Here is a 24,278-nt window from a genome sequence, read left to right on the forward strand (position 1 = left end):
AGGATGGTGGGCGTGACAGGGATTGAACCTGTGACCCCTGCAATGTCAATGCAGTGCTCTCCCGCTGAGCTACACGCCCATCCGAAGCCGCGATCCTAAAGACTCAATGAATTCAACTGCTTCCTATGTTCTACAGTTTTCTCTTGTGACAAGCAAGGCCCCAAGAAATCCCTCCAGCTAGGTTGCGTTGTGACCAGAGTGTGACCGCAATGCTCCAAATTCATCACCTCTCGCCAAAGAACCCCTTTGAAACCACCGATGAGTTTGAATGGCGACGAAAGGGCATATCGCGCTATCGTCGCAATCGGCATCGCGACTTGCGCTCTGACGCCGGAGTCTAATGAATGACTGACCGTCAAGGTTGCTCAGAGATCCAAGTCTGTAGCTTCATCAGATTTGTCGTCGTCGGACTTCCGCTTTTCCAAGTCGATTCGGCGCGACGAAAGTAGGAGAAAATTCCCCGCCTCGGGAGAGACTTCTTTGATCGCCTCCAAATACTGCCGCCTTCCAATCGGGCCAACTTTTTCCAATCCCCGAACGAGATCCCATCGCCGCTGGGGCTCTTCGCTAGCTGCCGCATCTAGCTTGACTTCGATGTTGGCATCCAGCCGCTCACTCGTGTCATATACAGGTTGCCACCGATCCCTTTGTCCAAATAGATATTTGAACCGCCCTTTTACCTCGCGGAAGACATTCACTCGAACTTGCTGCATGTCTGCGGTTGGTGAAGGGCGAAATGGCGTTGGAGTTAGTCTAAGGGTCGGAGCACGCGAACCCACAATTTGCCATTCCGCTTGGAGTTCGACACCTCCTCTCTTTAATTCCAAACCCTGCGTCTTGCACCAGAGTGAGTATGAGGCACCATCGAGTCGGTCCAAAGCTTCCATTGGCGATCCTGGCAATTTATCAAATATGTATATGTGAACCTCACTTGCCAGAGCGTTCAAGCCGAGGCCAGAAGGTATCTCAAAGTATATTCTCTCGTTCTTTTTGGGCCTCCTCGAAGAGCTCGTCTCTGCAAAAATGACGAAAGTTTTTCTAGCCTCTATATCGCTATCGTCGTCGACAACAATTACTTGGCGAATCCCGTCGAAATATTGCGCTGCCCACCAACTGAGGGCATCCTTCATGCTCGGATCATATTGGACAGACTGCGAACATGCCTCCGCAATATGGGACCGGATTTTCTGAAATTCGATGTTGTTGGCTTCCCCTTCTATTAGGACTCCGGCTTCGCCATTCTTTCCATTTAACGCAAAGCTGGTCAGATTATGCGACCCTATGAACGCACAAGTTCTCCCTTCTGACATTTCCATCAAATATACCTTGCTGTGCATCATTGGATGATACTTAACGAATCCACCGGTCGCTTGGCTCGTCGTATGGCCGAGGTGGACCAGAAGTCGATCAGCTGGAATTCCATAACTCTGAAGTTGATCGAGAGCGTCATAGCCACGGTGAGTGGCCGCACCCAAGACGAAGGTCTTTAATTTTCCTGGTGTCGCGGCCAAGGGTGATGCAATCGCATTTAGGCCTCCCTCAGTGGCAAAGCCCACGACAATTGATACTTCGTCACAGCGATTTATCCTATCGCCAATAAGCGAGGCGATCTCCTGCTGCGGGCGATCAAAGAGAACCTCAGTTTGAAGGGTGGGATTCATCAAGTGCCCTATATGCCGGATGATTCGGGGACTGTTTGAGACCGCATCGCCACCCTTCTGATGTTCGCGTGTACCAGACTAGTGATAGCGCTCCAATCGCATCCCAACCGGGACGGAGATTTTATTTCTTCCTATGGCTGGAACGACATCGATCTCAACTGCGAGGTATTCTTGGCCTGCTTATGGTCCACTAACTACCTTCTCATTAACGATGGAGCCCGATCCGACTACTACAAGGTGGTACTGAAAAGCGCCTGTAGGTGGACCCAAAATGCGCCTTTGTCACGGGACTGCCGGGCATCCCGCAAAGCGCGGCGTGCACTGCCTAGCGGGCGGTCGCAAACATCCAGCGTGTAGGCGCGAGATCCGGGCGCCTCGACGGAAGGGTATACAGCTACTCCATCGGTTGTCGGCATGACAGGGCGAGAACTCGCTGCACTCTTCGGGCAGCTAGATCATCACCATTACGATCCAGAGAAAAAGGAACGAGACGGGGGCTAAGGGCTCATGACCCCGCCCGGTCTTTCAAAGGCGCCCGAAGATTTCCTCGGTTTTAAGCCGAGGTGGTCCTCCTTCGATGTCCTCGCCAGTGAAGGCGAGCGAAGAGAGGCGGCTTGCCAACGCTTGGGCCCTGATTTGCTTATAGAAATCAGAGGCTTGGATGGTGGGCGTGACAGGGATTGAACCTGTGACCCCTGCAATGTCAATGCAGTGCTCTCCCGCTGAGCTACACGCCCATCCGAAGCCGCGCATACACCATTTTTGATCCGGCGCGTCAATAGCAGGAAAAAGGAAAGAAGGCGTCGTCTCGCCGCAGCGGCGAACGGGCGCCGATGGCTAAAGCGCGTCGAGTCTGAACGGATTCAGGCGACGCACTTTAGGTCTTTGTTTTCATGCATGTCGTTCCCCCAAAACCGGGGCCACTTTTGAGCGACATGCTCTGCCGCAAAGCGGCTCAGGCCGCCTGCAGCATCTTTTCGACCTCGTTGACGAGATCGCGCAGGTGGAATGGCTTCGACAGCACCTTGGCGTCTTTCGGCGCCTTGGAATCAGGGTTCAGTGCGACGGCGGCGAAACCGGTGATGAACATGACCTTGAGGTCGGGGTCGATCTCGGTGGCGCGCCGCGCCAGTTCTATGCCGTCCATCTCCGGCATGACGATGTCGGTCAAGAGCAGCGAGAACGGTTCTTCGCGCAGGCGCTCATAGGCGCTGGCGCCGTTGTCGAAATCGCTGACCTGATAGCCGGCGCGCTCCAGCGCCTTGACGAGGAACCGACGCATATCGTCGTCGTCTTCCGCCAGAAGAATGCGTGCCATGATATCCCGTCCGAATCACCCGCCCGAGATTGCCGTTGGGCAAGCCCGTTAACCATCCTGTATATGAGGAGGTGAGGGTAAACATCAAGTGAACGAAGACGGCGATGAGCCATATTTGCCCGGCGGCGCGGCCGCTGAAATGCTGGACACGCGGCCGGCAAGGTGGCACTTTCACATGATGATGCACTGGTATTTTCGGGTTCGTTCAAATTGAAGACGGCAGCCGAGGATTTTTCGGTCGTTCCACCCTTCGAGATCCGGTCGGGCGCCGAGCAGCGCGTCCCCTTCCTCTTCAACTCACCGCATAGCGGCCGCTACTATCCGGAGCGCTTCCTTGCCATGGCAAGGCTGGACCGCAACGCCATCCGCCGCTCGGAGGATTGCTATGTCGATGAGTTGTTCGGCGGCGCCGTCGCGCTCGGCGCGCCGATGCTGGCGGCAAATTTCCCGCGCGCCTATCTCGACGTCAACCGCGAGCCCTGGGAACTCGATCCGCGCATGTTCGCCGAGCCGGTGCCGTCCTTCTGCAACATCCGGTCGGCGCGGGTGGCCGGCGGGCTTGGCACCGTGCCCAAGCTGGTGGGCGAGGGGCTGGACATCTACTCCGGCCGCTTGCCGCTGGCCGAAGCGATCGCCCGCATCGAGGCCGTCTACAAGCCCTATCACGAGACGCTGAAACGGCTGTTGACCAGAACCCATGCCCGCTTCGGCTTTGCCGTGCTGATCGACTGTCATTCGATGCCGGCGAGCATCCGTGTCGGCGACAACGGTTTGCGGCCCGATTTCATCATCGGTGACCGTTTCGGCATCTCGGCCACCGCGGCATTGACCGAGACCGCCATCGGTCTGCTCACTGCCATGGGCTATACCGTCGCCCACAACAAGCCCTATGCCGGCGGCTTCATCACCGAACACTACGGTCGCCCGGCGCGCCATCTGCATGCGCTGCAGATCGAGGTCAATCGCGGGCTCTACATGAACGAGCGGACCTTCGAGAAAGCCGCCGGCTTCGACGCGCTGGCCGACGACCTGACGCGCTTCTCGGCGGATCTGATGGCGATGCCCGACCATCATTTCGTTGACCTGCCGCTGGCCGCGGAGTGAAATCGAGGCTTGTTCTCATATAAGTCGTCCCAAAACCGCCGCGCACTTTTGGGCGACATGCATCGGGAATTGCGGCATAAAAAAAGACCGCATCGTTTGCACGATACGGTCGAAGTCTAGGGAGGAAACGCCCAAGGAGGGCATGGACAGGAAAACCTGTCCGAGGCTGATGGTATTGTGCGCTGCACAAATGTCAAGCGATGTTCAGGCTTTTTTAATTCATAGTGATGTGGAAATTGCGTTTCGATGACGTTGGCGTGACATTTTGGCAACGGTAGTCTCAGCGGAAAACTCGTCGAACACCCTTATTTTGGCTGGAAAGTGGCGGCAGAGCATGGCTCGGCCATGCTGCAATGCGGGAGAATCAGTTGGACATCAGCATCGATTTCATGCGTCGCATTGCGCAGGCGGCAGCGGCGGAAACCTTGCCGCGGTTTCGCAGCCAGGGCGCGGTCGCCAACAAGGAAAAGGGCAGTTTCGATCCGGTCACCGAAGCCGACCGCGAGGCCGAACGCGCCATCCGGGCGCTGATATCGGCGGAGTATCCAGATCACGGCATCCTCGGCGAGGAGCATGGCAGCGAGAATACAACCAGCAGGAATGTCTGGGTGATCGATCCGATAGACGGCACGCGCGCCTTCATTTCCGGCCTGCCGGTGTGGGGGACGCTCGTCGGGCTGACCGTCGACGGCGACGCGGTTGCCGGCATGATGTCGCAACCCTTCACCGGCGAGCTGTTCTACGCCAACGCCTCGGGCTCGCACTATGAGGGGCCGGGAGGGCCGCGCAAGCTGACAACTCGCAAGACGACGAAGCTTGCCGATGCGACGTTCTTCACCACGACGCCGGCGCTCTACAAGGGCGAGGCTCGCAAGCGCTACGATCAGTTCGAAAAGCAGGTCCAACTCGCCCGCTACGGCACCGATTGCTATGCCTTCGCCATGGTCGCTTCAGGAAGCGTCGACATTGTCGCCGATCCCGGATTGAAGCCTTACGACATCGTGGCGCTGATCCCGATCATCGAGAAGGCGGGCGGCGTCATCACCACCTTCGACGGCGGACCGGCGGAAAAGGGTGGCGACGTGCTGGCGGCGGCGACGCCGGAGCTGCATGCGGCCGCCATGGCGGCGTTGCGCGGTTAAGGTCCGCTGATCAGGACCTGAATCTCAACGTGGTGACGCGCAGGTTAGGGTTAAGGCAGTCGTTGCCAGATCCGACAGGGCAATCCTCCTGACAGGAAGCTGTCGGCATTCCTCTGCTATAGAGGCATGTCGCCTGAGGGAGGATCACATGCCGACGCAATCAATGGCCAACCGCGTCAATGACGCACCGGTGGACGGCCGCAGCGATTTCGATTTTTTCTTCGGCAATTGGAACGTCAGCCATCGAAGGCTGCAAAAGCGTCTGGCAGGCGACGGCAACTGGGACGTGTTCAGCGGCACATGCGCGGTGCGTCCACTGCTCGGCGGGCTCGGCAATGTCGACGATAATATGATCGAGCTGCCGGGCGGCGCCTATCGTGCGGCCACGGTGCGAACCTTCGATCCGGCGACGAGGCAATGGTCGATCTGGTGGATCGACGGCCGCAATCCCCTGACCATCGACGTGCCGATGTGCGGCGCGTTCACCGATGGCGTCGGCACATTCCTGTGCGAGGATGTCTTCGACAACAGGCCGATCCGGGTTCGCTTCCTCTGGTCAGGGATCACACACAATACGGCGCGCTGGGAGCAGGCTTTTTCAGCGGATGACGGCACGAGCTGGGAGACCAACTGGGTCATGGAATTCGCCCGCCAGGCATGAACCGACCGACCGACACCGGCCAGGCCTTCCTCCGCTCGACAATGCGCTATCGTGGGGCGCTATCAGACCGTGGGGTCGTCGCTGCCGGGAATGAACGCGTCGAAGGCGGCAAGGAGTTGCTCGCGGTAGATGTCGGCTTCCTGCAGGATTTCGTGGCGCGCGCCATCGATCATCAGCAGCGAGCCGAGCCGCAGATGCCGGGCATAGGCTTCCACCGCCTTGGTCGATACGACCTGGTCGGCGCCAGCGGCAATTATCAGCAGGGGAACCTGGATCCCGGCCATGAAATCGGGGTCGCTGACGGCTTCGGATGCTTTCGCGGCGGCCTGCAGCCAGCGGATCGTCGGGCCGCCAAGCGCCAGTTGCGGGTACTCTTCGTAGATGCGCGTGTTGCGTCGATAGCGCACGGGATCGCTGGTCAGCTTGTTGGTGTCGAAGGGGGCTGTCACCTTCGGCCGCGGACCCCAGGCGGCATAGAGCCGGCCAAGGCCGAGCGCGCAGAAAAACGAACAGACGCGGCGCACCGTCCTTATCGAGACCGGCAGATCTGGCAAGGTGAGGAACGGCGCGATCAGCACCATGCGCCGCACGCGGTTCACCATCGACGGCGCGGCAAGCAGCGTGATCACGGCGCCGGCCGAATGGGCGAGGATGTAGTACGGCCCGCGGCAGTCGGGCAGCACGATCTCCTCGAAGAACTGCTCCAGGTCTGCAGTGTAGTCGCGGAAGCTCCTGACATAGCCGCGCTGGCGATCGCGGATCAGCCGGTCGGAATCGCCCTGGCCGCGCCAGTCGAGGGTGGCAACGCCAAAGCCGCGATCGGCAAGGTTGCGGATGGTTTCGAAATATTTCTCGATGCACTCGTTGCGGCCGGACAGGACGACCACGGTGCCCTTCAACGGGCGCGCGACCGCTGCAAACAGGCCGTAGCGGATCTTCTTGCCGTCACGGGTGGTGAAGAAGCCGCCAGTGGCATTTTTCGGTCGCGGATTGCCCTCGATTTCGTGAAAAAGGGGGATTTCGTGGACAAGATCCATCATTCAGCGCTTCGTGCTTGGCGTCTGGCGTGCCCGCCGGTGCTGGCTGGCTCCGCTAAGGTGATAGACGCCCATGCGCCAAAAGCAAAGGAATTCCGGGTGATGGGCTCTGCAACGGGAAGGCCGGAAGCAGCTTCTCGCGTGCCTCCGGCCCCTGTCGATCCGGGAGGAAGGGACGTTAACACCCGGTTCGGCCTCGTCGCGGCACCTGCTATGTCGGCGCCGCCTGTCCTCGATCCTGGGGACACTCTAGCGCCGGCAGTCTGAACGGACGCCGAAGCGGCGGTTCATCTGCCGTTCATCGAGCACGTCGCCGGTCGTTTCTTTGCGAGCAGGCGAAATCTTGAAATGCTTTCGAGCGCTCCCCAAATGTTGGATGCGGCCGCCAATGTCGGGGCCGCTGGTCCGTCGGAAACGCCGATCGTGGGTTTCGCAGCGGCCATACGCAAACCATGTTGCTCAACAGGAGAACACCTCATGCGTCACGTTGATTTTTCCCCGCTTTATCGTTCGACCGTCGGCTTCGACCGTCTGTTCACCATGCTCGATTCGCTCGCGCAGCCTGACGGCGCGCAGACTTATCCGCCCTACAACATCGAGCGCACCGGCGAGGATTCCTACCGGATCTCGATGGCGGTTGCCGGCTTCTCGGACGACGAAATCTCGATCGAAGCCCACCGCAACGTGCTGACCGTTAAAGGCGAGCGCAAGGACGAGGGCACCGGTGAAGGTTCCGAACTGCTCTATCGCGGCATTGCCTCCAGGGCCTTCGAGCGCCGCTTCCAGCTTGCCGACCATGTCGACGTCGTCGGCGCCACACTGAAGAACGGCCTGCTCTTCGTCGACCTCAAGCGCAACATTCCCGAAGAGCTGAAGCCGCGCAAGATCGCCATTACGGCGTCTTCGGCCAAGGCCAAGCAGATCGAGGCCAAGACTGCCGCCTGATGTCTGTTCTGACGCAATTCCAAACGGAAAACCGCTTCACGCGTTTCCCGGAATTGCTTTAAAAGTCTCCTCCCGAGACGGAAGCGGCGCCGAAAGGCGCCGCTTTTTTGTGGCCGGGGATACCGATTATCCGGCGATCATCTGGCCAAAGCGGTCGACCTCTTCGGCCGTCGTGGCGAAACTGGTGACGAAGCGATAGAGCAACTCGTCCTCGCCGATATGGCCATCAAAGCCGTGTGGCTTGTGCCAGTCGTAGAAGGCAGCGCCCGCCGCCTGCAGCTTTTCGGCTTCGGCTTTCTTGATCACCGCGAACACCTCATTCGCCTGCGGCAGCCATGCCAGCTTCGCCGAGGCCGAGTCCTCGATCGCCGCTGCGAGGCGGGCGGCCATGGCATTGGCATGCCTGGCTGTGTCGAGCCACAGCCCATCCTGAAAATAGGCTTCGAACTGCGCCGCGACGAAGCGCGACTTGGAAAACAGCTGGGCGGCACGCTTGCGCAAGAAGGCCAGTTCCCTGGCGCGGTCGAGATCGAACAGCACGATCGCTTCCGCGCACCAGCAGCCATTCTTGGTCCCGCCAAAGGACAGGATGTCGACGCCGCGTTTCCAGGTCATTTCGGCCGGCGTCGTGTCGAGCGCGACCAGCGCGTTGGCAAAGCGCGCGCCGTCCATGTGCAGCGGTACGGAGTGCCTTTTGGCGATCGCCGAAATCGTCTCGATCTCATCCAGGCCATAGATGGTGCCGACCTCGGTCGACTGGGTGACCGAAACGGCCATCGGGCGCCCCCAATGGACGATTTCGGGCGCGAAGCGGCCAATGGCCCTTTCCAGATTGTGCGGGTCGACCTTGCCCAGCGCGCCGTCGACGGCATGCAGCCGCGAGCCGCCGGAAAAATACTCCGGCGCGCCGCATTCATCTTCGATGACATGCGATTCGCGGTGGGCGAAGGAAATGCCGCCGGGCTTGTTGAAGGTGGTCAGAGACAGTGAGTTGGCGGCTGTACCCGTCGCCACGAAGAACACCGCGACCTCGCGTTCGAAAATCTCGCTGAAGCGCCGGTAGACGGCCTGGTCGAGTGCGCCGTCGCCATAGGCGGTGGAAAAGCCGCCGGCATTGGCGGACAGGCCGGCGGCGATGTCGGGATGGGCGCCTGCCCAATTGTCGGAAGCGAAGAACATGCATCTGCCTGTGTTTTGGGGAAAGTCGCTGTGACCTTGGCCGGTTTCATGGCTTCCTCGCAAGGGCCAGACACTGGAAAACCATTAAAGCCAGCCAATCTGGCTGGGCAACGGCCGGAGACCGAAGCTTACGTTTCTGCCCGGCTTCACGTAATTTTCTGTCGTCGGCGGCCCAAGTTTTTTGTGAATCGGTCTTGTGCGCGTCCAGGATTTCTGTCATAAAAATTTAGGACAGTAGTGCTGTCTTATTTTGTCGCACAAAACAGGCTGGATTGGCGTATCATTTGGGCCTCTCCGGCTGTTGCCGCGAGCGACAGGTGGACGGCCTCAATCTGGCCTGTACGAATACGAGCCATGCGGAAAGCCGCCTGGTTCGGCAAGGATTTCGCAAGACGTGCCGCAAGGATCAAGGGTGAGCCAAGCGCTTGCCGAGGCAAACCGGCGCCCGAAGGGCTGGGAACGGAGGACAGGACGATGACGGACATGACGCTCTCTGCGACGAACGGCCCGGCCGCGCAGACGAAAGCGGCAACCGTCAAAAATACCCTCCGATCCAATTCTGGCCGAACCTCAACCGGGTTTTCCGCCCAAGGCCTCTACGACCCGCGCAACGAGCATGACGCCTGTGGCGTCGGCTTCATCGTCAACATGAGGGGCGTGAAGTCGCATCAGATCGTCAAGGACGGGCTTGCCGTGCTTGAAAACCTGACGCATCGCGGCGCCGTCGGCGCCGATCCGCTGGTCGGCGATGGCGCCGGCGTGCTTGTGCAGCTTCCAGACCAATTTTTCCGCGAGGAGATGGCGGCGCAAGGCATCGAACTGCCGCCGGCGGGTCAGTATGGCGTCGGACACTGGTTCATGCCGCAGGACGCCGCCCTGCGTGCCCATATCGAGGATATCATTGCCGAATCGGCGCATTCCGAGGGGCTTCCGCTCATCGGTTTCCGTGACGTGCCCGTCGACAATTCCTCTCTGTCAAAGGCTCCGGACATCGCTGCGTCCGAGCCGTTCCATCGGCAGATCTTCATCGGCCGTACAGCCGACATCACCGACGACGAGGAGTACGAGGCCAGGCTCTATCTGCTGCGCAAGGTCATATCGGGCCGCATCTACGCCGAGAACGACAACAAGGACATCGGCGCCTACTGCGTGTCGCTGTCGGCGCGCACCATCGTCTACAAGGGCATGTTCCTGGCCTATCAGGTCGGCGCCTATTACAAGGACCTGACCGATCCGCGTTTCGAAACCGCGCTGATCCTCGTCCACCAGCGCTTCTCGACCAACACCTTCCCGTCGTGGAAGCTGGCGCATCCCTACCGCATGGTCGCGCACAATGGCGAGATCAACACCGTGCGCGGCAACAACAACTGGATGGCGGCGCGGCAGGCGTCGGTCGATTCCGAGCTGTTCGGCAACAACATCTCGAAGCTCTGGCCGATTTCCTACGACGGCCAGTCCGACACCGCCTGCTTCGACAACGCGCTCGAGTTCCTGTTCCAGGGCGGGTACAAGCTCAGCCACGCCATGATGATGCTGATCCCGGAAGCCTGGGCCGGCAACAAGCTCATGGATGCCGACCGCAAGGCTTTCTACGAATACCATGCCGCGCTGATGGAGCCGTGGGACGGACCGGCGGCGGTCGTCTTCACCGACGGCCGACAGATCGGCGCCACGCTCGACCGCAACGGGCTGCGCCCGGCGCGTTACATCGTCACCGACGATGACCGCGTCATCATGGCCTCGGAGGCTGGCGTGCTGCCGGTGCCGGAGGAGAGGATCGTCAAGAAGTGGCGGCTGCAACCCGGCCGCATGCTTTTGATCGACCTGGAGAAGGGGCGCATCGTCTCCGACGAGGAGCTCAAGTCGGAGATCGCGACCAAGCATCCCTACAAGACCTGGCTCGCCAACACGCAGCTGATCCTGGAAGACCTGAAGCCGGTCGAGCCGCGTGCGTTGCGCAAGGATGTCAGCCTGCTCGACCGTCAGCAGGCATTCGGCTACACTCAGGAAGACACCAAGCTGTTGATGTCGCCGATGGCGACGACAGGCCAGGAAGCGGTTGGCTCGATGGGCACCGATACGCCGATCTCGGCCATGTCGGACAAGTCGAAGCTGCTCTACACCTATTTCAAGCAGAACTTCGCCCAGGTCACCAACCCGCCGATCGACCCGATCCGCGAGGAGCTGGTGATGAGCCTGGTCTCCTTCATCGGACCACGTCCCAACATCTTCGACCTGGTCGGCAATTCGCGCCGCAAGCGGCTCGAAGTGCGCCAGCCGATCCTGACCAATGGCGATCTCGAGAAGATCCGCTCCATCGGCCACACCGAGGACCGTTTCGACACCAAGACGATCGACATCACCTATGCCTCGAACGAAGGGGCCGCGGGCATGCAGGGCGCCATCGACCGCTTGTGCGAGCGAGCGGAGGCGGCGGTCGCCGGCGGCTACAACATCATCATCCTGTCCGACCGCCAGGTCGGGCCGGACCGTATCGCCATACCGGCGCTGCTGGCGACGGCAGCGGTCCATCATCACCTGATCCGCAAGGGCCTGCGCACCTCCGTCGGCCTTGTCGTGGAATCCGGCGAGCCGCGCGAAGTGCATCATTTCTGCTGCCTTGCCGGCTATGGCGCCGAGGCGATCAATCCGTATCTCGCCTTCGACACGCTCACCGACATGCACAAGCGCGGCGAGTTGCCGGCGGAAGTCGACGCCTACGAGGTTGTCTCCCGCTACATCAAGTCGATCGGCAAGGGCATCCTCAAGGTGATGTCCAAGATGGGCATCTCGACCTACCAGTCCTATTGCGGTGCGCAGATCTTCGACGCCATCGGGCTGAAGTCGGATTTTGTGCAGAAGTATTTCACCGGCACCGCCACGCTGATCGAAGGCGTCGGACTGGACGAGATCGCGGCCGAGACGCTCAGCCGCCACACCGACGGCTTCGGCAATGATCCGGTGCTGCGCAACAGCCTCGAAGTCGGCGGCGAATACATGTTCCGCATGCGCGGCGAGGCGCATATATGGTCGCCCGACGCGGTCGCCACCTTGCAGCACGCGGTGCGCCAGGGATCGTGGGAGACGTTCAAGGACTATTCCGCCCAGATCGACAGCGAGACGGCGCGGGCCCAGACCATTCGCGGCCTGTTCAGGATCAAGCTCGCGGACGAAACTGGCCGCAAGAAGGTCGCGCTCGACGAGGTGATGCCGGCGGCTGACATCGTCAAGCGGTTTTCGACCGGAGCGATGTCCTTCGGCTCGATCTCGCGCGAGGCGCACACCACGCTGGCGCGCGCCATGAACCAGATCGGCGGCAAGTCCAACACCGGCGAGGGCGGCGAAGAGGCAGACCGTTATCTGCCACTGCCCGGCGGCGGCAAGAATCCCGAACGTTCGGCGATCAAGCAGGTCGCCTCGGGTCGTTTCGGCGTGACGGCGGAATATCTCGTCAATTCCGATGTCATGCAGATCAAGGTGGCGCAGGGCGCCAAGCCCGGCGAGGGCGGCCAGTTGCCCGGCCACAAGGTCGACGCCACCATCGCCAAGGTCCGGCATTCGACGCCGGGCGTCGGCCTGATCTCGCCGCCGCCGCATCACGACATCTATTCAATCGAGGATCTGGCGCAGCTGATCTACGACCTGAAGAACGTCAATCCGACAGCCGATGTCTCGGTCAAGCTGGTGTCGGAAGTCGGCGTCGGCACGGTTGCGGCAGGCGTGGCCAAGGCGCGGGCCGACCACATCACCATATCGGGTTATGATGGCGGCACTGGCGCCTCGCCGCTGACCTCGCTCAAGCACGCCGGCAGCCCGTGGGAAATGGGCTTGGCCGAGACGCATCAGACGCTGGTGCTGAACGGCCTGCGCTCGCGCGTCGCGCTGCAGGTCGATGGCGGGTTGCGCACCGGTCGCGACGTCGTCATCGGCGCGCTGCTCGGCGCCGACGAGTTCGGCTTCTCGACCGCGCCGCTGATCGCGGCCGGCTGCATCATGATGCGCAAGTGCCACCTCAACACCTGTCCGGTCGGCGTCGCGACGCAGGATCCGGTGCTGCGCAAGCGCTTCAAGGGCACGCCCGAACACGTCATCAACTTCTTCTTCTATGTGGCGGAAGAGGTGAGGGCGCTGCTGGCCGAGATGGGCTACACCCATATCGACCAGATCATCGGCGATACCGACCTTCTGGAAAAGCGCGACCTGATCGTGCACTGGAAGGCGCGCGGGCTCGACTTCTCGAAGATGTTCTTCAAGCCGGATGCGCCGCATGAAGCGGTGCACTGGACCGAACGGCAGAAGCATCCGATCGACGACGTGCTCGACCGCAAGCTGATCGAACTGGCAAAGCCGGCGCTCGAGAGCAAGCAGCCGGTCAAGATCGAGGTCGACATCCGCAATGTCGACCGTTCGACGGGCGCCATGTTGTCGGGCGAAGTGGCCAAGCGCTTCAAGCACAAGGGCCTGCGCGAGGACACGATCTCGGTGAAGCTGACCGGCACCGCCGGCCAGTCCTTCGGTGCCTTCCTGGCGCGCGGTATCTCGTTCGATCTCGTCGGCGCCGGCAATGACTATGTCGGCAAGGGCCTGTCGGGCGGACGCATCGTCATCCGGCCACCGGAAGAGGCCAAGATCGTCGCGGCGGAATCCATCATCGTCGGCAATACGGTGCTCTATGGCGCGACCGAGGGCGAGGCCTATTTCGCGGGTGTCGCCGGCGAGCGTTTCGCGGTGCGCAATTCGGGCGTGGCCGCCGTCGTCGAAGGCGTCGGCGATCATGGCTGCGAGTACATGACCGGCGGCATCGTCGTCGTCATCGGCCAGACCGGCCGCAACTTCGCCGCCGGCATGTCGGGCGGTGTCGCCTATGTGCTCGACGAGGCGGGCGATTTCGCCGAACGCTGCAACATGGCGATGGTCGAACTGGAACCAGTGCCGGAAGAAGACGATCTGATGGAAAGACTGCTGCATCATGGCGGCGACCTCGACCACAAGGGTCGCGTCGACGTATCGGGTGACATGACCAGCCATGACGAGGAGCGCCTCTACCAGCTGATCTCCAACCATGTGCACTACACCGGCTCGGTGCGCGGTCGCGAGATCCTCGACGACTGGGCGACGTTCCGGCCGAAATTCCGCAAGATCATGCCGGTCGAATACCGACGTGCGCTGATCGAGATGGAACGCATGCGCATGGGCGTGGCGGCAGAATAGACTTTTGGAATTGCCGGGAAGCCCAGGTTTCCCGGCCCCCAACTTTCAACGACAGTTTGACCTCGCGCGGAAGGTTGCCATGGCTGCCTCAAGAGGTTAACGGGTGCGGCGAAAACCGCACCATCTGGACAGCAGGAACTGGACTATGGGCAAGGTAACAGGCTTTCTCGAAATCGACCGGCAGGTGCACAAGTACCAGCCGGCCTCCGACCGCATCCGGCATTTCCGTGAGTTCACGCTGCCGATGTCGGACAAGGAGGTCGAGAAACAGGCCGCACGCTGTATGGATTGCGGCATTCCGTTCTGCCACGGACCGACGGGCTGCCCGATCCACAACCAGATCCCCGACTGGAACGACCTCGTCTACAATGGCGACTGGGACAACGCGATCCGCAACCTGCATTCGACCAACAACTTCCCGGAATTCACCGGCCGCATCTGCCCCGCGCCCTGCGAGGAAGCCTGCACGCTGAACCTCGAGGACATTCCCGTCGCCATCAAGACGGTGGAGCAGGCGATCGCCGACAAGGCCTACGAGACCGGTCACATCAGGCCCTATCCGCCGGAAAAGAAGACCGGCAAGCGTGTCGCCATCATCGGCTCCGGCCCGGCCGGCATGGCTGCTGCCCAGCAGCTAGGCCGCGCCGGCCATGACGTTCATGTCTACGAGCGCGAGAGCCGGCCCGGCGGGCTGATGCGCTACGGCATTCCGGACTTCAAGATCGAGAAGCACTATATCGACCGGCGCATTGAGCAGATGCAAGGCGAGGGCGTGACCTTCCATTGCGACGTCAATGTCGGTGTCGACAAGCCGGTTGCCGAACTGCTGGCCGAACATGATGCCGTGTTGTACTGTGGCGGTTCCGAAACGCCACGCGCGGCCGGCATTCCGGGCGATGATCTCGGCGGCGTGCATGACGCGATGCCGTATCTGGTGCAGCAGAACAGGCGCGTCGGCGGCGAGCCGATCCAGTCGGTGGCATGGCCGTCGCATCCGATTATCGCCGGTGGCCAGCATGTCGTCGTCGTCGGCGGTGGCGACACCGCGTCCGACTGTGTGGGCACCGCCTTCCGCCAGGGTGCGGTGCGCGTCACCCAGCTCGACATCCGCCCGCAGCCGCCGGAGAAGGAAGACAAGCTTTCGGTCTGGCCCTACTGGGCAACCAAGATGCGCACCTCGTCCTCGCAAGCGGAAGGGGCGGAGCGCGAATTCCAGGTGGCCACGCTCGAGTTCATCGGCGAAGAAGGCCAACTGACCGGCGTCAAGTGCTGCGAGGTCGACGACAAGCGCAAGCCAATCCCCGGCACCGAATTCGTCATCCGCGCCGATCTCGCCTTCATCGCCATCGGCTTTGCCGGGCCGGCCGCCGCCGGAGTGGTGTCGGAGTTGGACGGACAGATGAAGATCGTCACCGACAGCCGCCGTTCGCGCAACGTCGAGGCCAATGACCGCGACTACAGGACCAGCGTCGACAGGCTCTACGCAGCGGGAGACGTGCGTCGTGGCCAGTCGCTGGTCGTCTGGGCGATCCGCGAGGGCCGCCAGGCGGCGCGTTCGATCGACGAGGCGCTGATGGGGTCGAGCGTTCTGCCCCGCTGAGCCCGTTGGAGACTCTACTCCCGCGGTCATGTGACTGGCAGGGGGCGAGTTTCGAAACCGCCTCCGAGAGGTCCGCAGTCCTAAGGATTGACCGCCGTCGTCGCATCGACCGCGGTGGCGGCGGTCGCCGGATTTGCCTTGGGCGGCCACGAGAAATCGTCGGCGCGGCCGGGCGAAGCCTGAGATGCCTTGCCCTCGACCACCAGTTTTTCGCCGGGCAGGTTCGGATTGGCCGTTGCCGGCGGTGCCGCGCCCAGCAGTTCGGAACCGCCGTCAAGCGCCGGATCGCTGAGCAGCATCGGCGCGGTGCGGTCGATGACGATGGGCGCCGCGGCAGGCGCCGGCGCCTCGACGGGAGCGCCCGCCGGAGCGGCCGTGACCGGGCTTCCCGGCGCGGTCAGGCCCAGGATCTTCAACAGCGGTTTTTCCGTGTAGAAGGCGAGCTTGCGCTTGCCGGCCTTCGACACGTTGATGCCGTCATCGGCGCGCAGCCGCACGGGCTGGCCGTTCATGTCGGGGCCACTGGTGACGAAGGCGCCGTTCTCGTCGACGAACCCGTCCCAGACGTCGACGAATTCGCCGCCATGGGCCTCGGCCGCCTGACGGTAGATGTCGTTGAAGGCCAGCATGTCGGAGGTCATCTTCGGCACCCGGAACGCCGGCATGCCGACCCACAGGAAAGGCACCTTGACCTCCGCGATGGCTTTGCCGAACGCGTCGGTTCGGTGCTCATACTCCTTGGTCCAGTTCTCGGACCGAGGCTGTTCACGCACGTCGCCTACCTTCATTTGCTGGCGGTCGTTGGATCCCAGCATGACGACCACGGCGGCGGGTTTTTCAGTCTCGATCAGCGACTTGATCTGTTCGGGCCAGTTGTAGAAATCGTCGCGCACGAAGCCGGACGAGCCATTGGAGCGAGCGACGATCCTGATGCCGGCGTTTTCGCCAAAGGCGGTGTCGAGGCCTTCGGCAAGGCCGGCCGCCATGAAGTCGCCGACCACCAGGACGGTGCGGGCATCAGGCGCTTTCTCGACGATCGGCGTCTCTGGCTCGGCCGGCGCACGCGGGACGCGGGGCTTGCGAGGCTTTGGCTTCGCCTGCTGGATGTCGAGCGGCGGCTCGATCCGCTCGCTGCGGCGCGGAAACAAGAGATCGCGCAACGACCAGCCACGGCTTTGCTGCTGTTCCTGCGCCACGGCCGGGCTGTGGAGGGCCGCCGTGACACCGACGGTGAGCAGGACGACAGCCAGAATCAGCACGGGCACGCGACGAACAAGCCTTGCGATGCGCGCAGCCGAGGCCAATCGTTTCCTCCATCCCTGGCGCGCTTCCCTCGAAAAATCGCATCGACTTTGAGGAGAACCTTGCGCCAATCAGATTGCTACAGTGTCCTTTGCGCGTCCGAAAGGCCGCACGGCACCGCAGGTAGCTCTATTTCTGCCGGAGCCACTTCAGCACTTCCATGCTCGGATAGCCGTCCTGGGTCAAGCCAGCCTTGGCCTGGAAGGCCATGATGGCGGTCTTCGAGCCGTCGCCGATCTTGCCGTCGAACTTGCCGTCGTAAAGGCCGTGCTGGGAAAGCCGCTTCTGCAGCTCCTGCCTTTCCTCGAAAGTGAGCTTGGTAAAGGGCCGCTTCCAGTCCTGCACAAGACCGCTGGAACCGGCGATTTCGTCGGCAAGAAGACCGACGGCAAGCGCATATTTGTCGGCGTTGTTGTAGGCCTTGATGACCGAGAAATTTTTGATCATCAGGAAGGCTGGCCCACCGCGGCCGTCCGGCACTTTCAGCGTCGCCTTGTCCGTGCCGTTCTTGAACGGCTTGCCGTTGGCCCTGACGACGCCGAGCGCCTGCCATTGCGCCAGCGTCTTCGATCCGGCGGGAAGCTTGCCTGCCGGCAGGGTGACTTCATAGCCCCAGGTCTTGCCGGCCTGCCAGCCATTCTTCTTCAAGAGGTTGGCGGCGGTCGCCAGCGCATCGGGGATCGAGTTCCAGATGTCGCGCTTGCCATTGCCGTCCATGTCGACGGCATAGTGCTGATAGCTGGTCGGGATGAACTGGGTGTGGCCCATGGCGCCGGCCCAGGACCCGCTCAGATGGCTTTCGTCGATGTCGCCGGTCTGCAGGATCTTCAGCGCGGCGATCAGCTGCGTGCGGGCGAATTTCGCGCGTTTCGGATCGGCATAGGCTAAAGTCGCCAACGAGCGCACGACATTGCGCATGATGTCATCGCGCTTGAGGATCTCGCCATAGTTCGATTCCATCGACCAGATGGCGAGCAGAATATAGCGGTCGACGCCGAACCTTGCCTCGATCCTGTCCAGCCATGGCTTCCACTTCTTGGCCATCTGCTGGCCGACGGCGACAGACTGGTCGTGGACGCGGTTGTCGAAATAGTCCCAGGCAGGCGCGGTGAATTCGGGTTGCGTGCGCGCTTTTTCCAGCACCACCGGGTCAATGTCCTTGATGTCCCTGAAGGCCTGGTCGTAGAGGGCGCCGGAAACACCGCCTTGCACGGCAGTGGCGCGGAATCCGGCGACCCATTGCCGGAAACCGGCATCGGCGAAGGCAGGCCCGGCAGGCATCAGCAGAGCGAGCGAGAGGCTGGCGGCCGTCATGACGCTGGTCAAACGTTTTGCGGCATTGCGAACGGACATGTTTTCCTCCTTCTCTGTCTCAGGAAAGACCATTCATCGCCGAACCGGGTTAGGAATTAGTTTACCATAGGTGTCGCCTGGAACGAAAAGACACCTCGATGCTTTAACCGGTGCAAGTTTCCCTTACCCGCCCCCAGTAATCTTCAATTCCGGCGTGAAAATGTCGCGAGACAGGGATTGCGGAGCCGGCCAGCAAACGGATAATTGAAAGCATGAAGAGAGTTCGCAAGGCAGTTTTCCCGGTCGCCGGCCTCGGCACGCGGTTTCTCCCGGCCACCAAGGCTGTTCCCAAGGAAATGCTGACCGTCGTCGACAGGCCGGTCATCCAGTATGTCGTCGACGAGGCGCGCGAGGCGGGCATCGAGCATTTCATCTTCGTGACCGGCCGCAACAAGGCAGTCATAGAAGATCATTTCGATATCCAGTTCGAGCTCTATGACACGCTGGCGCAGCGCGGCAAGGACGAGCAGCTTGCCCGCCTGCAGCGGCTGCAGCCGGCGCCGGGCCAAACCAGCTTTACCCGCCAGCAGGTGCCGATGGGCCTCGGCCATGCCGTCTGGTGCGCGCGAGAGCTGGTCGGCGACGAGCCGTTCGCGCTGTTGTTGCCCGACATGATCATGCAGTCGGAAAAGAGCTGCATGAAGTCCATGGTCGAGCTCTACGAGGAAACCGGCAACAACATCATTGCCGTGCAGGAATGCGACCCGGCAGAGGCCCATAAATACGGCATCGTCGGTCGCGGCGAGGATACGCATAACGGCTTCCGCATCACCGAGATGGTGGAGAAGCCGAAGACCGGCACAGCACCGTCCAACCTTTACATCAATGGGCGCTATATCCTGCAGCCCGAGATCTTCAAGATACTCGAAGACCAGGAAAAAGGTGCTGGCAACGAGATCCAGCTCACCGACGCCATGCTGAAGCTGGAAAAGCAGCAGCCCTTCTATGGCTACCACTATCAGGGCCGCACCTTCGACTGCGGATCGCCTGAGGGTTTTGTCGAGGCCAATGTCGCCTTCGCGCTGTGGCGCAGCGACATGAACGAGAACATGGCTGGTGTCATCCGCACGCTGCTCGATGAGATAAAACCATCGGAGCGGCGCGGCGCCGCCTTCTAGCGCTAGTCAGGCAATGCCAGCCTGTGAACGGCCGGCTCGAAATCTCGACATACCCTTGATGCGCAAGCAGCTCAGCGCTGCACTTTCACGCCCAGGTAGATGCTGTTGGCGGTGTAGTCGCGGCCGGGCAGGTTGCTGGTCAGCTTTTCAGTTCTCATCCGGCTGGTGAGGCCGGCATAGCGGTTCAGCCACCAGGTCAGCCCGGCTTCGGCGCTCAAGGTCATGTCGTGGCCGTCGATGCCGATATAGTCGCGCCAGTCCAGGCCCAAAGCCGCATTTCCGGTCAAGTTGGCGCGAATCTGCCGTTCGCCCGTCAAGCGACCTGAATAGAGGATGTCGCCGCTTTGCCCGGCGGTGGTCGTGCCTTCGACGGTGGTCTTGCCGGTCAGTCCGATCGTGGTGCCGCGTTCCGGCGACCATTTGAGGTCGGCGTTCATGGTCGCACCCGAGATCGCCTCCAGCCGGTCGTCGTCGATCGCTTCCCTTAGCCAGCCGGCCGAGAATTCGCCGGAGAGCTTCTCGCCCATGTCCAGCTGCAGGCCGGCGCGCGCGCCGAGCCGTGTCGAGGAGCGCTCGAAGCCATCGGTGTCGAAGCGGAGATTATAGGCCCGGCGACCGACCTCGATCTCGGTGAAGGGGGTGATGGCGGGGGAGATTTCGTAGCCGGTCCGCAAGGTCGCCGTATAGAGCGTGGAGTCGCGATCCTTCTGCGACAACGAGGTGCCGTCCGAAAGCTTGGCGTCGCCATAGAAGTCGTGCTGGACCGCGCCGGTCAACGCATAGCGCATCTTGCCGACATCCTTCTCGATGCCGAGGCTGCCGTTCACGGTCTGCCGCAGCGGCTGCGAGGAGACACCGGCAATGGCGTCCGGCGACGAGGCTGATTCCGGTACGGCCTCGTAGCCGAGCTTGGCGATGGCGCGCAACTCGTTGTCGAGGTCGACGTTGAGCTGGCCTTCGATGCGGCCCTGCGCATTGTGAACCGGGTAACCCGATACGGTCTCGCGGAAAAGGCCGTAGCCGTCGATCGTCGCCGAGTTCTCGCGCCAGTCCGAGGCGGCGGAAAAGCGCAGCGCCGTCTCGGACAGCAGCGCCGACTTGCCGGCATTGCTCGAATCGCCATTCGAGGTGGCGGTGAGGCCCTGTTCGATCGTCGGCCGTATGACGAAGGAGCCCCACTTGATGCCGGTGGCGGCAAAGGGATCGTCCTCGACCTTCTTGTTCTGGCCTTCAATGGAGGCGGTGCGTTCGGCGCCGGGGTCGAGCTTCTGCCGGTCGGCGCTGTCGATGGTGAGGGCACGGCGGTTGGCCGCCTGATCCGTGTCGGTATTGTCAGCGTTGTCCGCTGCGGCCGCGGTAGAGCTCGTGGTCGCGGTGGCGTCCGTGGCCGCGGTCGTCGACTTCTTCTTCTTCGATTTGTCGGCGGCCTTGGCCTTGTCCGCCGCCTTTTGCCTGGCAGTCGATGGGCGGCGAGGCTTCGGCGGCGCCGCGGTGTCGGTGGACGTGTCGTCGGTGGCAGCCGGAGGATCGAAAACACTGCCGGTCGCGGTCGCGTCGTTGGTGTTCGTGTCGTCAGGCACAGCGCCGGCGCTGGCCGGCAGGTAGGTTCGCGCCGGTGCGTTGTCCTGCGCCGCGTTGGCCAATGCCTGCTGGGCCTGCCTGGCAAGAGCCAGTTGTCTCGCCTTGCGCTGCTGATCGGACAGGATCGCCGATTCCGAGACCTCGCCACGCAGTTCCGTTTCCTGGGCATGGAGGGGCGCCGGGCGCAGCAAGGCAAGCATGCTGGTCGCCAGCAGCAAGGCGCAGGCCGCCTTGCCCCTTCGTCCTCCTGATTTTTCTGGCTGGGCCCCGGACATCGCCACCACTGCTTGCGCGGCGCACGCGCGCCATACTTACCGAACCGTAAATGGGGATGGTTAACGGAGGGTTGAGGCGGCGACCCGCTGGCAACCTCAGCCGCCGATTTCCAAAGCGATACATGCGGCTTGCGTCAGGCGTCTTTTTTTCATGGCTGCCGCTAGCCCGGACCACCGCACGGTCTTGGGCAATCCGCATCGGCGGCATTTCTGTTGGACAGGCGAGCGGCAAAGCGCTAATCGCATCACCCATGCATGCGGGATCCCTCGATAAGAAGCCTTTGGACGGGCAAGCGTCGATCGCTTCGGCGTTGAGAACGGTGGCAACCGAACAGGCCGGTGTCGCGGCACTCGCCGAGGCGCTCGAGAACGGACTGGCCGGGCCTTTCGCCCAGGCGGTCGACATCGTGTCAAAAATCGAAGGCCGGGTCATCGTCACCGGCGTCGGCAAGAGCGGCCATATCGGCTCGAAGATCGCGGCGACGCTCGCTTCGACCGGCACGCCGGCTTTCTTTGTCCATCCGTCCGAAGCCAATCATGGCGATCTCGGCATGATTGCCAGGGACGACGCCATCATCGCCATGTCGTGGTCGGGCGAGAGCAAGGAACTCAACGGCATCGTCGCCTATTCCAGGCGGTTCTCCATTCCGCTGATTGCGATCACGGCCGGAGAGACGTCAGCCCTGGCGCGCGCGGCGGATGTGGTGCTCCTGCTGCCGCGGGCTCAGGAAGCCTGTCCGCACGGCCTGGCGCCGACGACGTCGACACTGCTGCAACTGGTGATGGGCGACGCGCTGGCGATCGCCTTGCTCGAGGCGCGCGGCTTCACACCGGACCATTTCCGCACCTTTCACCCGGGTGGCCAGCTCGGCGCCAACCTGACGCAGATCCGCGAGATCATGCATGTCGGCGACAGGCTGCCGCTGGTGGTCTCGGGCACTGGCATGCAAGACGCGATCCTGGAACTGTCGCGCAAGGGATTTGGCTGCGTGGCGATCACTGACGCTGACGGCGCGCTGGTCGGCATCATCACCGATGGTGACATAAGGCGTCACATTGGCAGCAACCTGCTGGCGATGACGGTGGATCAGGTGATGACAAGAGGGCCGAAGACGGCAGCGCCGGACACGCTGGTGGCAACGGCATTGCAGACCATCAACAATTCGGCCATCACCAGCCTGATGGTGGTGGAAGGCGAGAAGCCGATCGGCCTCATCCACCTGCACGACCTGCTGCGCATCGGCGCGGCCTGAACCTCAGACCGGCTCCACTGTCAGTTCCAGATCCGTGTCGGCCGCAGCCGTCACCCGCACCTGCGTGCCAGCCGGCAGATCCGGGCCGGAGACACGCCACAGCGTATCGCCCAGCTTGATGCGGCCGCGCCCGTTCGCGATCGGCTCGGCAAGCGTCGCCGTCTTGCCAACCATCTGCGCGCCGCGCCTGTTGAGCAGCGGCTGATCGGTCGGTTCTTCGCGACCACCCACCAGTCTCTTGCCGACATAGGCCGAGACCAGCGACAGCGCCAGGAAGGCGAGGACCTGAACCTGCCAGGTCCAGAAGCCGGCATCCCAGAGCAACAGCGACACGGCGCCGATCAGAATTGCTGCGATGCCGATCCACAGCATGAAGATGCCCGGCGCGATGATTTCCATCACCAGCAGGACGAAGCCGAGAACCATCCAGTTCCACGGGCCGAGTTCGGAAATGACACGATCGATCATGGCGTTCTCCTATGTTGGAGACATCAGTTGTCGGTTGGGCGCACGACCGGCGGGCGCGCGGCCTGCCGTTGCGCGCCGGTCGTGCCTTCGCTGCGGAAGACTTCCTTGGCGATCTCGCCGATGCCGCCGAGCGAGCCGATCAGCGACGACGCCTCGAAGGGCATCAGCACGATCTTGCTGTTGGTGGCCGTGCCGATCTTGCCCAGCGCCTCGGTGTATTTCTGCGCGACGAAGTAATTCAGCGCCTGCACGTCGCCCTTGGAAATCGCTTCCGACACCACCTGCGTGGCGCGGGCCTCCGCTTCGGCCGAGCGCTCGCGCGCCTCGGCGTCGCGGAAGGCGGCTTCCTTGCGGCCCTCGGCCTCGAGGATCTGCGACTGCTTGAGACCCTCGGCAGCGAGGATCTGCGCGCGCTTGTTGCGTTCCGCGGTCATCTGCCGGCCCATCGATTCGATCAGATTGGCCGGCGGGTTGATGTCCTTGATCTCGACGCGGGTGATCTTGATGCCCCACGGATGCGCGGCTTCGTCGACGACGCGCAGTAGCCGCTCGTTGATGGCGTCGCGGTTGGACAACAACTCGTCGAGGTCCATCGAACCCATGACGGTACGGATGTTGGTCATCGTCAGGTTGAGGATGGCGTTCTGCAAACCGGCAACCTGGTAGGCGGCCTGTGCCGCGTTGAGAATCTGGTAGAAGGCGATGCCGTCGACACCGACGATGGCGTTGTCGCGGGTGATGATCTCCTGGCTCGGAACGTCGAGTACCTGCTCCATCATGTTCATCTTGGCGCCGACGCGGTCGACGAAAGGCATGATGAGATTGAGGCCTGGGCTCAATGTCTTGGTGTAACGGCCAAAACGTTCGACGGTATAGTTATAGCCTTGCGGAATTGTCTTGATGCCCTTGAACAGCACCAGCACGACAAGCGCGACCAGAACAATGACCGCGATATCAAAACCACTGAAATCCATTTGGCTCTCCCTCAGACGTCGGCCGCGCGAGCCATTCTCGCGCGGCCGACTTCACCAAAGACTTAAGTGTGTTTCAGGAGCGTTACAATCAGGTGA

The 24,278-nt window shown here is 62.0% G+C and carries 17 protein-coding genes and 2 tRNA genes; 8 read left to right on the plus strand and 11 right to left on the minus strand.

Translation table 11 applies throughout. From position 1 onward, the window contains the following. Positions 1–4 precede the first annotated feature (4 nt). From NR193_RS14365 to cpdR, 4 genes are all read right to left on the minus strand, one after another. Positions 5–79 (minus strand) — tRNA-Val (locus NR193_RS14365). A 286-nt stretch (positions 80–365) separates the two neighbouring features. Beyond that, positions 366–1,661: a phospholipase D family protein gene (locus tag NR193_RS14370; RefSeq protein WP_256751465.1), complete on the minus strand. Its 1,296-nt coding sequence runs from the start codon at positions 1,659–1,661 to the stop codon at positions 366–368. 662 nt (positions 1,662–2,323) lie between these two features. Further along, positions 2,324–2,398: transfer RNA gene (locus tag NR193_RS14375), tRNA-Val, on the minus strand. Between the two features lie 218 nt (positions 2,399–2,616). Beyond that, positions 2,617–2,979: a cell cycle two-component system response regulator CpdR gene (gene cpdR / locus NR193_RS14380; RefSeq protein WP_006199474.1), complete on the minus strand. Its 363-nt coding sequence runs from the start codon at positions 2,977–2,979 to the stop codon at positions 2,617–2,619. A gap of 162 nt (positions 2,980–3,141) precedes the next feature. Between cpdR and NR193_RS14385 the strand changes: the two genes are divergently transcribed. The 3 genes from NR193_RS14385 to NR193_RS14395 all read left to right on the plus strand — a co-directional run bounded on the left by NR193_RS14385 (position 3,142) and on the right by NR193_RS14395 (position 5,886). Beyond that, positions 3,142–4,083 carry an N-formylglutamate amidohydrolase gene (locus NR193_RS14385; RefSeq protein WP_256751466.1) on the plus strand — a complete coding sequence of 314 codons (942 nt, stop codon included), beginning with the start codon at positions 3,142–3,144 and terminating at the stop codon, positions 4,081–4,083. A 368-nt stretch (positions 4,084–4,451) separates the two neighbouring features. Beyond that, positions 4,452–5,225, plus strand: coding sequence for a histidinol-phosphatase (gene hisN, locus NR193_RS14390; protein WP_256751467.1), 774 nt, complete (start codon positions 4,452–4,454; stop codon positions 5,223–5,225). Between the two features lie 148 nt (positions 5,226–5,373). Then, complete coding sequence (locus NR193_RS14395; protein WP_256751468.1) at positions 5,374–5,886, plus strand: DUF1579 domain-containing protein; 513 nt, start codon at positions 5,374–5,376, stop codon at positions 5,884–5,886. A gap of 62 nt (positions 5,887–5,948) precedes the next feature. On the opposite strand, the gene NR193_RS14400 is transcribed toward NR193_RS14395, so the two are convergent. Then, complete coding sequence (locus NR193_RS14400; protein ID WP_256751469.1) at positions 5,949–6,926, minus strand: alpha/beta fold hydrolase; 978 nt, start codon at positions 6,924–6,926, stop codon at positions 5,949–5,951. A 474-nt stretch (positions 6,927–7,400) separates the two neighbouring features. Here NR193_RS14400 and NR193_RS14405 point away from each other — a divergent pair, with 474 nt between their 5' ends. After that, positions 7,401–7,868, plus strand: a complete 468-nt coding sequence (locus NR193_RS14405; protein WP_256751470.1) for an Hsp20 family protein — start codon at positions 7,401–7,403, stop codon at positions 7,866–7,868. A gap of 126 nt (positions 7,869–7,994) precedes the next feature. On the opposite strand, the gene NR193_RS14410 is transcribed toward NR193_RS14405, so the two are convergent. Then, positions 7,995–9,047, minus strand: coding sequence for a low specificity L-threonine aldolase (locus NR193_RS14410; protein ID WP_256751471.1), 1,053 nt, complete (start codon positions 9,045–9,047; stop codon positions 7,995–7,997). A 474-nt stretch (positions 9,048–9,521) separates the two neighbouring features. Between NR193_RS14410 and gltB the strand changes: the two genes are divergently transcribed. Together gltB and NR193_RS14420 are read left to right on the plus strand one after the other, a co-directional pair. Beyond that, positions 9,522–14,258, plus strand: a complete 4,737-nt coding sequence (gene gltB / locus NR193_RS14415) for a glutamate synthase large subunit (protein WP_256751472.1) — start codon at positions 9,522–9,524, stop codon at positions 14,256–14,258. A gap of 145 nt (positions 14,259–14,403) precedes the next feature. Continuing rightward, positions 14,404–15,858 (plus strand): glutamate synthase subunit beta, encoded by a 1,455-nt coding sequence (locus tag NR193_RS14420; protein ID WP_256751473.1) that lies wholly within the window; start codon positions 14,404–14,406, stop codon positions 15,856–15,858. An 80-nt stretch (positions 15,859–15,938) separates the two neighbouring features. Here the strand turns inward: NR193_RS14420 and NR193_RS14425 are convergent, their stop codons facing one another. Both NR193_RS14425 and NR193_RS14430 read right to left on the minus strand, forming a co-directional pair. Next, positions 15,939–17,162 (minus strand): DUF459 domain-containing protein, encoded by a 1,224-nt coding sequence (locus NR193_RS14425; protein WP_256751474.1) that lies wholly within the window; start codon positions 17,160–17,162, stop codon positions 15,939–15,941. 127 nt (positions 17,163–17,289) lie between these two features. After that, positions 17,290–18,513, minus strand: a complete 1,224-nt coding sequence (locus NR193_RS14430) for a lytic murein transglycosylase (protein WP_256751475.1) — start codon at positions 18,511–18,513, stop codon at positions 17,290–17,292. 212 nt (positions 18,514–18,725) lie between these two features. Here NR193_RS14430 and galU point away from each other — a divergent pair, with 212 nt between their 5' ends. After that, positions 18,726–19,631, plus strand: coding sequence for a UTP--glucose-1-phosphate uridylyltransferase GalU (gene galU, locus NR193_RS14435; protein ID WP_306280080.1), 906 nt, complete (start codon positions 18,726–18,728; stop codon positions 19,629–19,631). A 71-nt stretch (positions 19,632–19,702) separates the two neighbouring features. Here galU and NR193_RS14440 read toward each other — a convergent pair whose 3' ends face one another. Then, the gene (locus tag NR193_RS14440; RefSeq protein ID WP_256751476.1) at positions 19,703–21,487 is read right to left on the minus strand and encodes an outer membrane beta-barrel protein; all 1,785 of its coding nucleotides are present in this window, start codon (positions 21,485–21,487) and stop codon (positions 19,703–19,705) included. Between the two features lie 251 nt (positions 21,488–21,738). Between NR193_RS14440 and NR193_RS14445 the strand changes: the two genes are divergently transcribed. After that, on the plus strand, positions 21,739–22,740 hold the full coding sequence (locus tag NR193_RS14445; protein WP_256751477.1) for an SIS domain-containing protein: 1,002 nt from the start codon (positions 21,739–21,741) through the stop codon (positions 22,738–22,740). A 3-nt stretch (positions 22,741–22,743) separates the two neighbouring features. On the opposite strand, the gene NR193_RS14450 is transcribed toward NR193_RS14445, so the two are convergent. Then, positions 22,744–23,208 carry an NfeD family protein gene (locus NR193_RS14450; protein WP_256751478.1) on the minus strand — a complete coding sequence of 155 codons (465 nt, stop codon included), beginning with the start codon at positions 23,206–23,208 and terminating at the stop codon, positions 22,744–22,746. Positions 23,209–23,231: 23 nt separating this feature from the next. After that, complete coding sequence (locus NR193_RS14455; protein WP_091577846.1) at positions 23,232–24,182, minus strand: SPFH domain-containing protein; 951 nt, start codon at positions 24,180–24,182, stop codon at positions 23,232–23,234. Positions 24,183–24,278: the final 96 nt, after the last annotated feature.

Origin of the sequence: Mesorhizobium sp. Mes31 (genome assembly GCF_024519675.1) — a bacterium.
Classification (GTDB): domain Bacteria; phylum Pseudomonadota; class Alphaproteobacteria; order Rhizobiales; family Rhizobiaceae; genus Mesorhizobium.

Bases quoted from the DNA above. Each gene is read 5' to 3' on its own strand.
- NR193_RS14410 (WP_256751471.1), bottom strand. From the start codon at position 9,047: ATGTTCTTCGCTTCCGACAATTGGGCAGGCGCCCATCCCGACATCGCC.
- NR193_RS14420 (WP_256751473.1), top strand. From the start codon at position 14,404: ATGGGCAAGGTAACAGGCTTTCTCGAAATCGACCGGCAGGTGCACAAG.
- NR193_RS14395 (WP_256751468.1), top strand. From the start codon at position 5,374: ATGCCGACGCAATCAATGGCCAACCGCGTCAATGACGCACCGGTGGAC.
- NR193_RS14430 (WP_256751475.1), bottom strand. From the start codon at position 18,513: ATGTCCGTTCGCAATGCCGCAAAACGTTTGACCAGCGTCATGACGGCC.
- cpdR (WP_006199474.1), bottom strand. From the start codon at position 2,979: ATGGCACGCATTCTTCTGGCGGAAGACGACGACGATATGCGTCGGTTC.
- NR193_RS14450 (WP_256751478.1), bottom strand. From the start codon at position 23,208: ATGATCGATCGTGTCATTTCCGAACTCGGCCCGTGGAACTGGATGGTT.
- NR193_RS14400 (WP_256751469.1), bottom strand. From the start codon at position 6,926: ATGATGGATCTTGTCCACGAAATCCCCCTTTTTCACGAAATCGAGGGC.
- NR193_RS14445 (WP_256751477.1), top strand. From the start codon at position 21,739: ATGCATGCGGGATCCCTCGATAAGAAGCCTTTGGACGGGCAAGCGTCG.
- NR193_RS14440 (WP_256751476.1), bottom strand. From the start codon at position 21,487: ATGTCCGGGGCCCAGCCAGAAAAATCAGGAGGACGAAGGGGCAAGGCG.
- NR193_RS14370 (WP_256751465.1), bottom strand. From the start codon at position 1,661: ATGAATCCCACCCTTCAAACTGAGGTTCTCTTTGATCGCCCGCAGCAG.
- NR193_RS14455 (WP_091577846.1), bottom strand. From the start codon at position 24,182: ATGGATTTCAGTGGTTTTGATATCGCGGTCATTGTTCTGGTCGCGCTT.
- NR193_RS14405 (WP_256751470.1), top strand. From the start codon at position 7,401: ATGCGTCACGTTGATTTTTCCCCGCTTTATCGTTCGACCGTCGGCTTC.
- galU (WP_306280080.1), top strand. From the start codon at position 18,726: ATGAAGAGAGTTCGCAAGGCAGTTTTCCCGGTCGCCGGCCTCGGCACG.
- gltB (WP_256751472.1), top strand. From the start codon at position 9,522: ATGACGGACATGACGCTCTCTGCGACGAACGGCCCGGCCGCGCAGACG.